Source organism: Streptomyces sp. SP17BM10 (genome assembly GCF_036322405.1).
In the GTDB taxonomy this organism is placed as follows: Bacteria; Actinomycetota; Actinomycetes; order Streptomycetales; family Streptomycetaceae; genus Kitasatospora.
On record NZ_JAQYXB010000661.1, the window covers coordinates 106,033 to 119,362 of the forward strand.

The 13,330-nt window shown below is 75.4% G+C and carries 7 protein-coding genes, 1 pseudogene and 1 riboswitch; of the genes and pseudogenes, 3 read left to right on the forward strand and 5 right to left on the reverse strand.

What is annotated here, in order from left to right; all coding sequences use genetic code 11:
* Positions 1-130 precede the first annotated feature (130 nt).
* Positions 131-216, forward strand: a riboswitch (cobalamin riboswitch).
* A gap of 160 nt (positions 217-376) precedes the next feature.
* Both cobN and lnt read left to right on the forward strand, forming a co-directional pair.
* A complete protein-coding gene (gene cobN, locus PUR71_RS31235) occupies positions 377-4,000 on the forward strand; it encodes a cobaltochelatase subunit CobN (RefSeq protein ID WP_329930525.1) in 3,624 nt (1,207 codons plus the stop codon).
* Between the two features lie 109 nt (positions 4,001-4,109).
* A complete protein-coding gene (gene lnt, locus PUR71_RS31240; protein ID WP_329930526.1) occupies positions 4,110-5,756 on the forward strand; it encodes an apolipoprotein N-acyltransferase in 1,647 nt (548 codons plus the stop codon).
* Here the strand turns inward: lnt and PUR71_RS31245 are convergent.
* From PUR71_RS31245 to PUR71_RS31260, 4 genes and pseudogenes are all read right to left on the reverse strand, one after another.
* Positions 5,732-6,496 carry a VOC family protein gene (locus tag PUR71_RS31245; RefSeq protein WP_329930527.1) on the reverse strand — a complete coding sequence of 255 codons (765 nt, stop codon included), beginning with the start codon at positions 6,494-6,496 and terminating at the stop codon, positions 5,732-5,734. The genes lnt and PUR71_RS31245 overlap by 25 nt on opposite strands.
* Before the next feature lie 55 nt (positions 6,497-6,551).
* On the reverse strand, positions 6,552-7,463 hold the full coding sequence (locus PUR71_RS31250) for an NADP-dependent oxidoreductase (RefSeq protein ID WP_329930528.1): 912 nt from the start codon (positions 7,461-7,463) through the stop codon (positions 6,552-6,554).
* Positions 7,464-7,684: 221 nt separating this feature from the next.
* Positions 7,685-8,566, reverse strand: coding sequence for an AraC family transcriptional regulator (locus PUR71_RS31255; RefSeq protein WP_329930529.1), 882 nt, complete (start codon positions 8,564-8,566; stop codon positions 7,685-7,687).
* 140 nt (positions 8,567-8,706) lie between these two features.
* Positions 8,707-8,892: pseudogene (locus PUR71_RS31260) on the reverse strand (NADP-specific glutamate dehydrogenase); the annotation flags it as partial.
* 420 nt (positions 8,893-9,312) lie between these two features.
* On the opposite strand from PUR71_RS31260, the gene PUR71_RS31265 reads away from it, so the two are divergent.
* Positions 9,313-9,942: a GTP cyclohydrolase II gene (locus PUR71_RS31265; RefSeq protein ID WP_329930530.1), complete on the forward strand. Its 630-nt coding sequence runs from the start codon at positions 9,313-9,315 to the stop codon at positions 9,940-9,942.
* A 17-nt stretch (positions 9,943-9,959) separates the two neighbouring features.
* Here the strand turns inward: PUR71_RS31265 and PUR71_RS31270 are convergent, their stop codons facing one another.
* Positions 9,960-13,235, reverse strand: a complete 3,276-nt coding sequence (locus tag PUR71_RS31270) for a protein kinase domain-containing protein (RefSeq protein WP_329930531.1) — start codon at positions 13,233-13,235, stop codon at positions 9,960-9,962.
* Positions 13,236-13,330 lie beyond the last annotated feature (95 nt).

A 13,330-nucleotide genomic window follows, 5' to 3' on the forward strand; every position in this document is an offset into this window, starting at 1 on the left:
CCGCACACCTCCCCCGCGCCCGCGTCGGCACCGGGCCGGTCGAAACTCGCTCTCCCCCAGGTCAGCCGCACCCCGTACGATGCTGGCGGGCGGTCCCCGCGGACCGCCCGACGCCAGCGACGGCGCAGGGGAGGAAACCGGTGCAAGCCCGGTGCGGTCCCGCCACTGTGACCGCGGCTCACCGGGACGCCCGGTGGCCGCGGGAGCCAGGAACTCCCGCCGTCCTCCACCGGCCCGGGGCGCGGACCCCGAGGAAGGCAGAAATGCACCACCGCTGTCGCATGCCCGCGCCCGCGTCCCCGGCCACCACCGAGGCCATCGGGGCCGCCGCCGTCGCGGCCGCCCCGGCCACCACCGAGGCCGGGAGGGCCTTCGCATGATCCTGCTGCTGTCGACGTCCGACACCGACCTGCTCAGCGCCCGCGCCTCAGCCGGCCCCGTCCCCTACCGGCTCGGCAACCCGGCGCGGCTCGCCCCCGCAGACCTGCCCGCCCTGGTCGAGGGCACCGACCTCGTGGTGGTGCGCCTGCTCGGCGGGCGCCGCGCCTGGCAGGAGGGGCTCGACGCGCTGCTGGCGGGCCCGCGCCCGGTGGTCGTCCTGACCGGCGAACAGGCCCCCGACGCCCAGCTGATGGAGCTGTCCACCGTCCCGGCCGGCATCGCCGCCGAGGCGCACGCCTACCTCGCCCACGGCGGCGCGGCCAACCTCGCCGAGCTCGGCGCGTTCCTCTCCGACACCGTGCTGCTCACCGGCCACGGCTTCGCGCCGCCGGCCTCCGCCCCCGCCTGGGGTCCGCTGGAGCGCGAGGCCCGCACCCAGAGCGGTCCGACGGTCGCCGTGCTCTACTACCGCGCCCACCACATGAGCGGGAACACCGCCTTCGTCGAGACGCTGTGCCGGGCGATCGAGGACAAGGGCGCCCGCGCGAAGGCCTACTACTGCGCCTCGCTGCGCGGCGCCGAACCCGAGCTGCTGGCCGCCCTCGGCGAGGCCGACGCGATCGTCACCACCGTGCTCGCCGCCGGCGGCACCCGCCCCGCCGACGCGCAGGCCGGCGGCGACGAGGAGGCCTGGGACGCGGGCGCGCTCGCCGCGCTGGACCGCCCGATCCTCCAGGCGCTGTGCCTCACCTGGTCGCGCGCCCAGTGGGAGGCCAGCGACGACGGCCTGTCCCCGCTGGACACCGCGACGCAGATCGCCGTGCCGGAGTTCGACGGCCGCCTGATCAGCGTCCCGTTCTCCTTCAAGGAGCTCGACGAGGACGGCCTCACCGTCTACGCCGCCGACCCGGAGCGCGCCGCCCGCGTCGCCGGCACCGCCGTCAAGCACGCCCGCCTGCGGCACGTCCCGGCCGCCGAGCGCCGCCTCGCGCTCGTCCTGTCCGCCTACCCGACCAAGCACGCCCGCGTCGGCAACGCCGTCGGCCTGGACACCCCCGCCAGCGCCGTCCGCCTGCTGCACCGGCTGCGCGAGGAGGGCATGGACCTCGGGGACAGCCTGCCCGGCCTGGACGACGCCGTGGAAGAGGGCCACGAGGGCGACGCGATCATCCACGCCCTGATCGCCGCCGGCGGTTACGACCAGGACTGGCTCACCGAGGACCAGCTGGCCCGCAACCCGGTCCGCATCCCCGCCGCCGACTACCGCCGCTGGTACGCGGGGCTGCCGCAGGCCCTGCGCGAGCAGGTCGAGGAGCACTGGGGCCCGGCCCCCGGCGAGCTGTACGTCGACCGCTCGCAGAACCCCGACGGCGACATCGTGCTCGCCGCGATCCGCTCCGGGAACCTGCTCGTCCTCATCCAGCCGCCGCGCGGCTTCGGCGAGAACCCGGTCGCGATCTACCACGACCCCGACCTGCCGCCGAGCCACCACTACCTCGCCGCCTACCGCTGGATCGAGGCCGCGCAGGAGGACGGCGGCTTCGGCGCCCACGCCGTCATCCACCTCGGCAAGCACGGCAACCTCGAGTGGCTGCCCGGCAAGACCGCCGCGCTGTCCGCCGAGTGCGGACCCGACGCCGTCCTCGGCGACCTCCCGCTCGTCTACCCGTTCCTGGTCAACGACCCGGGCGAGGGGACCCAGGCCAAGCGCCGCGCCCACGCCACCCTGGTCGACCACCTGGTGCCGCCGATGGCCCGCGCAGACTCCTACGGCGACATCGCCCGCCTGGAACAACTCCTCGACGAGCACTCCAACATCGCCGCGATGGACCCGGCCAAGCTGCCCGCGATCCGCGCCCAGATCTGGACCCTCATCCAGGCCGCCAAGCTCGATCACGACCTCGGCCTCGACGAGCGCCCCGAGGACGACGGCTTCGACGACTTCCTGCTGCACGTCGACGGCTGGCTGTGCGAGGTCAAGGACGCCCAGATCCGCGACGGTCTGCACGTCCTCGGCCAGGCCCCGAGCGGCACCGACCGGGTCAACCTCGTGCTCGCCATCCTGCGCGCCCGCCAGATCTGGGGCGGCGTCAGCGCCCTGCCCGGCCTGCGCGAGGCCCTCGGCCTGGACGAGGCCGCGCTGACCCTCGGCGCCACCGACGCGGCCGAGGCGCAGGCCCGCGCCCTGGTCGAGGCCATGGAGGCCGAGGGCTGGGCGCCGGAGGCGGTCGAGAAGGTCGCCGCCGGGCACCCGGAGGCCGTCCGCGACGTGCTCGACTTCGCCGCCACCCAGGTCGTGCCGCGTCTGGCCGCCACGACCGACGAGCTGGACGCCGTCCTGCACGCGCTCCAGGGCGGTTTCGTCCCGGCCGGGCCCTCCGGCTCCCCGCTGCGCGGCCTGGTCAACGTGCTGCCCACCGGCCGCAACTTCTACTCCGTCGACCCCAAGGCCGTGCCCAGCAAGCTCGCCTGGGAGACCGGCCAGGCCCTCGCCGCCTCGCTGGTCGAGCGCTACCGGGCCGACAACGACGGCGCGTTCCCGCCCTCGGTCGGGCTCTCCCTGTGGGGCACCAGCGCGATGCGCACCGCCGGCGACGACATCGCCGAGGCCTTCGCCCTGCTCGGCGTCCGCCCGGTCTGGGACGACGCCTCGCGCCGCGTCACCGGTCTGGAACCGATCCCGCTGGAGGAGCTCGGCCGCCCGCGCATCGACGTCACGCTGCGCATCTCCGGCTTCTTCCGCGACGCGTTCCCGCACGTCGTCGCCCTGCTGGACGACGCGGTGCGCCTGGCCGCCGCCCAGGAGGAGGCCGGGACGGACAACTTCGTCCGCGCCCACGTCCAGGCCGACCTCGCGGTCCACGGCGACGAGCGCAAGGCCACCGTCCGCGTCTTCGGCTCCCGCCCCGGCACCTACGGCGCGGGCCTGCTCCAGCTCATCGACAGCCGCGACTGGCGCACCGACGCCGACCTCGCCGAGGTCTACACGGTGTGGGGCGGCTACGCGTACGGGCGCGGGCTCGACGGGCGCCCGGCGCGCGAGGAGATGGAGACCGCGTACAAGCGGATCACCGTCGCCGCGAAGAACACCGACACCCGCGAGCACGACATCGCCGACTCGGACGACTACTTCCAGTACCACGGCGGCATGGTCGCCACCGTCCGCGCCCTCACCGGCAAGGCCCCGACCGCCTACATCGGCGACTCGACCCGCCCGGAGACCGTCCGCACCAGGACGCTCACCGAGGAGGCCGCCCGCGTCTTCCGCGCCCGGGTGGTCAACCCGCGCTGGATCGAGGCGATGCGCCGCCACGGCTACAAGGGCGCGTTCGAGATGGCCGCGACCGTCGACTACCTGTTCGGCTACGACGCCACTACGGGTGTGGTCGCGGACTGGATGTACGAGAAGCTGACCGAGGAGTACGTGCTGGACCCGGTCAACCGGGAGTTCCTCGCCGGTGCCAACCCGTGGGCGCTGCACGGGATCAGCGAGCGGCTCCTGGAGGCGGCGAGCCGCGGGCTCTGGGAGAAGCCGGACCCCGAGCTGATCGAGCAGTTGCAGGCCGCGTTCCTGGAGACCGAGGGGGACCTGGAGGGCGGCGAGGGCGGCGAGGGCTGAGAGGCCGAGGCCGGGCCGACCCGTCCAGGTGTTCCGAACGCCTTCACTGCACCCATCCGGGTGACGTGAACACTGGTGACACCTGGAGTCCGAGCGGACAATACGGGGCATGTCGCGACGCCTCGCCCCCAGCCGTCCGTCCTCCCCCGCGTCGTTCCCCCGCGAGCCGGGTGCCCCGGGCTCCCCGGACGACCCGGCCGGCGCCGGGCCGCCCCGGCCCGCCCACCGGTACCGGGCGCGCCTCGGGGCGCTGGCGGCCGGAGCGCTGCCGGTGCTCGCGTTCCCGCCGCTGGGGCTCGCGTGGCTGGCGTGGGTCGCGCTCGTGCCCGGCCTGCTGCTGATGCAGCGGGCGCCGTCGGGCCGGGAGGCGGCGGTGCGCGGGTGGTGGTTCGGCGCGGGCTTCATCCTGACGGCGATGTACTGGCTGGTCCCGTCGATCGGGCCGGGCCTGCCGGTGCTCGCCGTCCTGTTCGGAGCGCTGCAGGCCGTCGTCGGGTACGGCGTGCACCGGCTGCTGCGCCCACCGCTGACGGCCCGCCGGGCGCTGCTCGCCGTGGCCGTCGTCCCGGCGCTGTGGCTGACCACCGAGTACGCGCGCTCCTGGCACGCGCTCGGCGGGCCGTGGGCGCTGCTCGGCGCCACCCAGTGGCAGCACCCGGCGGTCCTCGCGCTGGCGTCGGCGGGCGGGATCTGGCTGGTCAGCGCCGCGGTGGTGGCGGTCAACACGGGGGTGCTGGTCGTGCTCACGGCCGCGCCGTGGCGCCCGCGGGCGGTCGCGGCGCTGACCGCCGTCCTGGTACTGGTGGCCGGGCCGCTGCTGTTCGCGCTGCGCGACGCGCCGGCGCGGACGGGGGCGGTGATGGTCGCGCTCGTCCAGCCGGGGATCGTCGACGACCCGCGGGCCAGGTTCGACGCGAGCGCCCGGGCCACGGCGGAGCTCGGCGGGCGGCCGGTGGACCTGGTCGTCTGGGGCGAGAGCAGCACCACCTCCGACCTGGACCGCGACCGCGCGGTGTCGGACCGGCTGCGCGAGCTGTCCGCCGCCACCGGCGCGCAGGTCATCGCCGGGGAGGACGCGCGCAAGGCCGACGGGCGGATCTCCAAGGACGCCGTCCTGGTCTCCCCGGCGGGCGTCGTGGACCGTTACCGCAAGATCCGGCTGGTGCCGTTCGGCGAGTACATCCCGCTGCGGCCGGTGCTCGGGTGGATCGCGGGCGTCAGCCGGGCGGCGGGCGAGAACCGGGCACCCGGCAGCTCCTTCCACGTGCTGCCGGCCACCGACCGGACCGGCGGCGCGCTGCCGCTCGGGGCGCTGATCTGCTTCGAGTCGGCGTTCCCCGACATGGCCCGGACCGCGGCGCGTGACGGGGCCCGGGTGCTGGTCTACCAGTCGTCCACCTCCACCTTCCAGCACACGTGGGCGCCCGCGCAGCACGTCTCGCTCGCGGCGATCCGGGCCGCCGAGACCGGCCGTCCGGCCGTGCAGGCCTCGCTGACCGGGGTCTCGGCGGCCTTCGACGCTCAGGGCCGCGAACTGGCGCGGCTCGGCACCGACGGCACCGGGGCCCTGACCGTACGGCTGCCGCTCACCGCGCCCGACACACTGACCTGGTACGACAGCGTCGGTGACGTGGTGCCGCTGACCGCCCTGCTCGTGACGGCGGGGGCGGCGGCCGCGGTGTGGCGGGGGCGCCGCGCGGTGCGGGCGTCCGGTGCGGACTCCGGGGACGATCAGCCGTCGTCGCCGGCGCGGTAGACCCCGAACACCGCTCCCTGGGCGTCGCGCAGGACGCCGATGCGCGGGCCGTCCGGGACGTCCGTCGCGGGCATCAGCACGTCGGCGCCGAGGACGCCCGCGCGGGCGACGGTGTTGTCGACGTCCGCGACGGCGAAGTACGGCAGCCAGTGTGCCGGGACCTGCGCCGGGAAGCGGTCGTCCATCACGATCATGCCGCCGAAGTCCGCACCGGCCAGGCCCCATTGGGTGTACTGGGGGGACGCGGTGACCGACCAGCCGAACACCGTCGGGTAGAAGGCCGTCGCGCTCTCCGCGTCCCGGGTGGCGAGTTCCACCCAGCCGAGCGCGCCGGGCTCGTTGAACACGCCCGCGCCCTGGAACGCGCGGGCCTGCCAGAGCGCGAAGACCGCACCGGAGGTATCGGCGACCACCGCGAACCGGCCGAGGTCGAACACGTCGGCGGGCTCCATCAGCGCCGTGCCGCCGCGCGCCTTGATCGTCGCCACGGTGGCGTCGGCGTCGGCGACCGCGAAGGACACCGTCCAGGCCGTCGGCTGCCGGGGCGCGTAGAGCGGGGTGACGGCGGCGGCCGGCGCGTCGCCGAGGAACATCTGCGTGTAGCCGTCGGCCTCGGGCCGCACGTCTGTCTCGGCCCGCCAGCCGAACAGCTCGCCGTAGAAGGACCGGGCCGCGGTGGGGTCCGAGGTGCCGAGCTCGACCCAGCAGGGGGCGCCGATGGTGGCGGAGTTCTGCTTCATGCGCTTCTCTCTTGCCGTTCCCGCATCAGTGAGTGTCCGTCAAATCTGATAGCTCTCAGGAGATTTCGAGCACGAGCTTGCCTTTCGCGTGCCCGGACTCCACGCGGGCGAGCGCCTCGGCGGCGTGGGCCAGCGGGTAGCGGGCGGTGATGTGCACGTCCAGCTCGCCGGCGGCGACGAGGGCGGCCAGGGCGGCGAGGCTCTCGGAGGTGGTGGAGCGCGTGACGTAGCGGCCGCCGAGCTCGGTGGCGGTCGCCGGATCGGCGGTGCTGACCAGCTTCGAACGGTCGGCGAGGACGCCGACCGCGTCGCGCAGCGCGTCGCCGCCGACGAGGTCGAGGATGCCGTCCACACCATCCGGGGCCGCCTGCGCGATCCGCTCGGCGACGCCGTCGCCGTACCGGACGTCCACGGCGCCGAGCGCCTCGACGTGGGCGCGGCCGGCCTCGCTCGCGGTGCCGATCACGCGCAGGCCCCGGCCGCGGGCGATCTGCGCCGCGGCGCTGCCGACGCCCCCGGAGACGCCGAGGACCAGGAGCGTGGCGCCGGAGCCCAGACCCACGTCGCGGACGGCGTCGTCGGCGGTCGCGGTGGCGACGGCGAGGGTCGCGGCCTGGTCGAAGCCGACGGCCGCGGGCTTGAGGGCGCTCATCCCGGCGCGCAGCAGCGTCTGTTCGGCGAAGGCGCCGGCGGCGGCGACCCCGAAGACCTCGTCGCCCGGGGTGAAGGCGGTCACGTCCGGGCCGACCCGCAGGACGACGCCCGCGGCCTCCTGGCCCATGACGAAGGGCAGGGCGCGGCCCTGGCGGCCGAGGAGGCCGCTGCGGACCTTCCAGTCCACGGGGTTCACGCCGGCGGCGCGGACGGCGACGGCCAGCTGCCCGGGGCCCGGCAGGAGCTCCGGGCGGTCCAGGAACTCCTGGGTCTCCGGCCCGCCGTACTCGACGAACCCGAACGCTCTGGCCATCGGTGATCCCACTCCTCGGATAGCCCCCGCTGATCGCCCCGACCCCGCCCCGCCCAGCATGCGGGGCCGCCCGGGGGCGGGCCGCCGGTGCTGCGCCGAACGGGGCGCTCCGGTGGGCGAGGGCGGGGTGGGCGAACAGAGAACAGATGACAGATAACAGATTTCGAAATCTGTTATCTGTCATCTGTTCTCTGTCTTCTGTTACCCGCCACCCACCCCCGCTACCGCGCCGCCCGCACCACCGGCACCCACAGCTCGGCCTGCGCGTCGCCCGTCCCCGGGACGAAGCGGGTGCGTAGCAGCTCCGGACCCGGCCGCGACTCGTACGGGTTGGACGGGAACCACTGGCTCGCCACGTCGCCCCACATCCGCTGGAGCGCCTGCGGGAACGGGCCGGTGCTCGCGAACACCGCCCAGGTGCCGGCCGGGACGTCCAACACCTCCAGGTCGAACGGGAGTTCGCCCTCCGGGCCCACCACCGCCGCGTGCCAGTAGTCGAGTTCGGTCCCGTCCTCGCGGTTGCCCGGCTCGTGGTCCGTCACCGAGACGATGCCGTCCGGGTCCTGGTCGGAGAGCGCCGCGATGCGCGCGACGGTCTCCGCCCCGAGCCCCTTGATGAACTCGGCGATCGCCGGGTTCACGCCCTCGCAGAGCTGCGTCACCCGCGCCTTCTTGCCGACGATCCGGAAGTCCGGCTTCTCGACGATCCGGTATTCCATACTGCTCGCTCCTTCCACGACGAGTCGGAAGGACATCAGGGGCTGGGACTTGAGCACCGCGCCGCACCGCCGGGCCTCACCGGGCCCGACCCCGTGCATGGCCCGGAACGCCCGGGCGAAGGCCTCGCCCGACGTGTAGCCGTGGCGCACCGCGATGTCGAGCAACGTCCGTTCGCCGGCGAGCACTTCGGCCCCCGCGAGGGTCAGCCGCCGGCGCCGGACGTACTCCGACAGCGGCATCCCCGCGAGCATCGAGAACAACCGCCGGAAGTGGTACTCCGACGTCATCGCGATCCGCGCCAGCTCGGCCGCCTCGACCTCGTGGTCCTCGTGGTCCAGGCTCCGCTCGATGTGCTCCATCGCGCGGTTCAGGTGCTCCAGCACTCCGGCCCCGTCCTTCCTCGTTGATCTCCACCGTAGGAAGGGCCCACAATGCCGCACCCGACGATCGGTGCCCGCTGCGGTCGGGTGGCGGCTCCGGCGGGCCGCCACCGCACAACGGGCGCCGGCTCCAGGCCCGATCGGACCAGGCCCTGCGCCAGCATCGCGTCCGCGACGAGCTCGAAGCCCGCGATGTCCGCGCCCACCACGTGGTTGCCCGGCTGCCCGTAGCGCTCGGCGGTGGTGGCGCACGCCTCGTGGATGTTCCGCATGATGCCGGCCAGCCGCTCCTCGGTGCGGGCGAAGGTCCACGAGTCGCGCGAGGCGTTCCCGCGCCCAGGAAACTCAAGAGAATCTCGCAGTGTCCCCGGCACGGCTCCCGGCTCATCCACATACTGAAACCCCCCTGGCCCCGCGGCCGTTACGATCCCTCAGCCCCCTCGCGTCCACACTGAGCCCGGCTGAACCCGGCCGAACCCGGCTGAACCCGGCTGGACCGCCGGCCGGGGCGCCGGCCGAAGAAGCCGCGGCCCGTCCGGCCTGGAAATCACGGAACGTAGTCCCGCTATCGGGAACAGTCGGGGCGGACGCGGTGTTGTGGGCCTCCGTCGTCGTTCTGCGTAGTCGCCCCGGGTACGGACAGTACGCAGTTGTTCAAATTGGAACGACCGAGTACGGTCGGAGCCCCGTCCACCCCGACGGGGACAGAAACCCCCGGCAATCCGCCCCACGCCATCGGAGGCCCGCCCATGCCGCAGCCCGGCTCCGCCACGGTGCGCTCACGCGTGCGCATCCCGCTGACCTTCCCGGACGGCTACCGCGCCGACGCCGAGGTCTTCACCTTCCACGGCCTGGCCGACGGCGCCGAACACGTGGCGCTCGCCTTCGGCGAGGTGCCGCAGGGCGGGACGCCGCTGGTGCGGCTGCACTCCGAGTGCCTGACCGGCGACGTGTTCGGCTCGGACCGCTGCGACTGCGGCCCGCAGCTGCGCGAGTCGGTCGAGCGGATCAGCGCGGCCGGCGGCTACCTGCTCTACCTCCGCCAGGAGGGCCGCGGCATCGGGCTCTACAACAAGCTCGACGCCTACGCCCTGCAGGACTCCGGCCTCGACACCTACGACGCCAACACCGCCCTCGGCCTGCCCGAGGACGGCCGGGACTACACCGCCGCGGCCCAGATGCTGACCGCCCTCGGCACCACCGGCATCGAGTTGCTGAGCAACAACCCGGACAAGGCCGCCCAACTGGCCGCCCTCGGGATCACGGTCGAGCAGCGCGTCCCGACCGGCGTCCACCTCTCGGAGAGCAACGTCCGCTACCTGCGTGCCAAGGTCGAGCGGACCGGCCACTCGATCGAGCTGTCCCGTCTGGTCGGCTGACAAGCCGGCAACGGCCCTCAGCGGCCCGGCGCGCGGGCGGCGGTCCGGGCGATGGTTCGCTGGATGCCCAGGCAGGCGAGCGGCAGGGCGATCAGGATGGCGGCCCAGAAGGCGCTGTGGCCCCAGAGTTCGGCGGTGCCCCGGTAGAGCGGCTCCGCCACCGGGATGCGCAGGGCCTCCATCGGTCCGAGGGCGGTGGGCCAGGCGCCGAGCAGCAGGGTGGCGAGGATCCACAGGGCGAACAGGCGGCGGGCGGTGCGCGGGCCGGCCAGGGCGGCGGCGACCGAGGCGGTGGCGAGCAGCAGCGTGAAGCCGGCCTGGTAGACGGCGCCGGTCTGGCCGGTGCCCCAGGACGCCGGGGTCCGGTGGTGCCCGACGGCGGCGAGCCGGACCTCGACGGTCGCCCACAGCAGGACGACCAGGACGGCGGTGGAGCCGAGCGCGAACGCTGCGCGGTCGCGCGCGCCGGGGGCGCCCGCCCGCCAGGACGCCGCCGCGGGCCGCGGCCAGGACGGCGCCACGGGCACCACCGGTGCCGCGCGGCCGTCGGCCAGGCTCCGCCACTGGGCCGCCGTCCGCCGCCGCGCCGCGTGGACCGGGCCGAGCAGCCTGGTGGCGCGCCCGATCAGGACGAGGGCCAGGACGATCCCGACGGTGGCCGCCACCCCGGACCAGCTGCCCATTCCGCCCTCGAAGGTCACCACCCGGTCGGCCAGCGCGGGCGGCGGCTTGAGCACCGTCATCGGCGGCCCCAACCGCAGGTAGCCGATCGCGCCGGCGCCGGCGGCGGCCAGGGCGAACGTCCCCCGGCCGACGCGGGCGGGGAAGAACACGAGGGTGAGCGCGGCGGCCAGCGCCGCGCCGAGCTGGGGAGCGACCATCCGGGCCGCGTGGTCGCCGGCGGTCCGCAGCGGACCGCCGAGCAGGCTGTTCGGCAGGATCTTCAGCTGGTTGCCCGCGTCGACGCTGATCCGGGCGAGCGCGCCGGCCCAGAGCACCAGCGCGAGCGCGACGAGCACGAGCAGCGCCGCCCCGGCCTGCCGGGGCAGCGCTGGGCCGCAGGTGGTCCACCAGGTCGCGGCCCACGCGCGCCAGGGCCTCGGCCGCCCGGCGCGCCCGGCCCCAGCCCACCGGCTCGTCCCCGGCTGCCCGTTGCGGCCGAACCGCCCGGCCCACCCGGTCTGCCCGGCCTGTCCGGCCTGTCCGGCCTGTCCGGTCGCGGACGCCCGGCCGCCGGCCGTCCGCCGGCCCCGGAGCACCTCGGCCGCGATGAGCGCCGCGCTGCCGTGCACCGTCGTGGGGTCGGCGCCGACCGCGCGACGGCGCAGCGCGGACCAGCGCCGCCGCACGTCGTCCGCCGGGCGGCGGCGCGCCGCGCCCCAGGCCCTCGCCACGGAGTCCGCAAGGACGGCCGCGGCCAGGGCCGTCATCGCCGCCACCCGCCCGGACAGCGGCAGCCGGTAGAGCGCGGCCGGCAGCGGGGAGAGCCGGGCGAGCAGCCGGGCGTGCTCCTCGGGCTGGACGGTCAGCCAGACCGCCAGCCGGTAGGCGTGAGCCCGCTCGTCGACGGTCAGGCCGTCGCCGGTGCGCCCGCCGCCGCCGAGTTCGCGGGCGAGGCGGTCGGTCTCGGCGACGACCTGCGGGAGGCGGACGAGGGCGAGCAGCCGGCCACAGTGCTCGCCGGAGCACTCGGGGTGGTCGCAGTCGTAGCGGGCGGCGACGGCCGGCACGGAGGCGGCGAGCAGTTCGTCGAGGACGGCGACGACGTCGGGCTCGGTGCCGATCCGGGTCAGTCCGGCGGCGTCGACCGGGCGCTCGCGGTAGTGCGGGACGGCGGAGGGCGCGAACGCGGCGCCGAAGGCGAGCACGGCGAGCGCGGCGGCGCGGGCCCGCCCGGTGCCCCGGGCGCGGTCGACGTCGTGGAGGTAGTGCAGGTCGAAGAGGGTGTCGCGGACGTCGTCCCGCAGCCAGGACAGCAGCCGCCGCGCGCCGCCGTCGACCAGCCACTCGGCGGCCTCGCCGGAGCGGTTCAGCATCGTCCAGGCGAGGACGGAGGGGGCGTGGTAGGGGTCGCCGAGGAAGGTGACCGGCCGGTGGGCGTGGCCGGCGCCGGCGGCCCCGGCGGGCGCCTGGGTGCGGACGACGGCCGGGCTGGCGCCGTCCAGCCACTGCCTGACCTGCCCGGCCTGCCAGCGGTGGGCGGGGTTCCTGGTGAACAGGCCCTGGAGCAGGAGGCGCCGGCGCGGGTCGGTGACGGCGGAGAGGTCGACCTCCTCGGAGAAGACCAGGTCGTACTGGAGGACCTCGTCGCTCAGCAGGAGGCCGTCCTGGTCCAGGTAGCGGGGGCGGCCGGTGAACAGCTCGTACAGGACGTTGCCCAGGCCCCACCAGGGGCCCGCGGGGTGGTTGGAGCCGGCCAGTTGCTCGGGGGCCATGTAGGCGACGGTGACCTGTATCTCGGGCGAGAAGCTGCGGCTGGCGGTGAGCTTGGCGACGCCGCCGAAGTCGGCGATGACGAACTGGCCGGGGCCGGCGCCGGGGCGCACCAGGATGTTGGCGGGCTTGAAGTCGACCGGGTTGCGGGCCACGCGCCGCTGCCAGAAGTCCAGCATCGCGACGAGTTCGCGGACGATGGGGTCGGTCGCGCGCGGGTCGGTGTGCCGGCCGGCGCGGCTCAGCTCGGCGATGCGGTCGGCGAGGGTGACCGGGAGGTACTCCATCGCCACCCAGTCGCAGCCGATGCCGGCGTGCTCGACCTGGCCGTAGTCGACGATCCGCGGGACGTGGCGCAGGTAGGCCTCGTCGCGCAGGTGGTCCAGGAGCTCGGTGTCCATGGCCTGGCCGGTGCGGGTGACCTTCACCGCGGCGTCGCCGCCGCCGTCCAGGCGCCGGACCTGCCAGACGGTGCCCTCGGTGCCCGAACCGGCGACCTGGTGCGGCTCGTACCGGTTCAGCAGGGCCGCCGGGAAGGCGCCCCCGAAGTGGCCGCCGCGCGAGGGGGCCGCGCGGCGGGTCTCGGTGGGCGGGGTGGCGGCCTGCGGCCTGACCCGGGTCGGTGCCTCGGGGCCGGTCCGCACCCGGGTCGGTGCCTCGGGATCGACGCGCACCCGGGTCGGTGCCTCGGGATCGACCCGGACGCGGGTCGGTGCCTCCGGATCGGCGCGCAGCCGCCGGAGCCGCGAGGGCGGGAGGTCGTGGTTCCGGGTCCGCTCGCGGCGGGTCCGCGGCCACTGGTCCGTCCGCGTCGGCGGGACCGCGTCCGGGACCGCATCCGTCGGCGTGCCGTCGCCCATCCTGCCGTTCTCCCTCCACCGCCCGCGTGACGCATCATCATGTCGTGCGACCGGGCCACTCGTTCCCGGTTTCGACCGCTTTGGGGAACGCCTGT

What these genes read in the sequence shown, in the direction of transcription:
- cobN (WP_329930525.1), top strand. Translation starts at nt 377, where the DNA reads ATGATCCTGCTGCTGTCGACGTCCGACACCGACCTGCTCAGCGCCCGC.
- lnt (WP_329930526.1), top strand. Translation starts at nt 4,110, where the DNA reads ATGTCGCGACGCCTCGCCCCCAGCCGTCCGTCCTCCCCCGCGTCGTTC.
- PUR71_RS31245 (WP_329930527.1), bottom strand. Translation starts at nt 6,496, where the DNA reads ATGAAGCAGAACTCCGCCACCATCGGCGCCCCCTGCTGGGTCGAGCTC.
- PUR71_RS31250 (WP_329930528.1), bottom strand. Translation starts at nt 7,463, where the DNA reads ATGGCCAGAGCGTTCGGGTTCGTCGAGTACGGCGGGCCGGAGACCCAG.
- PUR71_RS31265 (WP_329930530.1), top strand. Translation starts at nt 9,313, where the DNA reads ATGCCGCAGCCCGGCTCCGCCACGGTGCGCTCACGCGTGCGCATCCCG.
- PUR71_RS31270 (WP_329930531.1), bottom strand. Translation starts at nt 13,235, where the DNA reads ATGGGCGACGGCACGCCGACGGATGCGGTCCCGGACGCGGTCCCGCCG.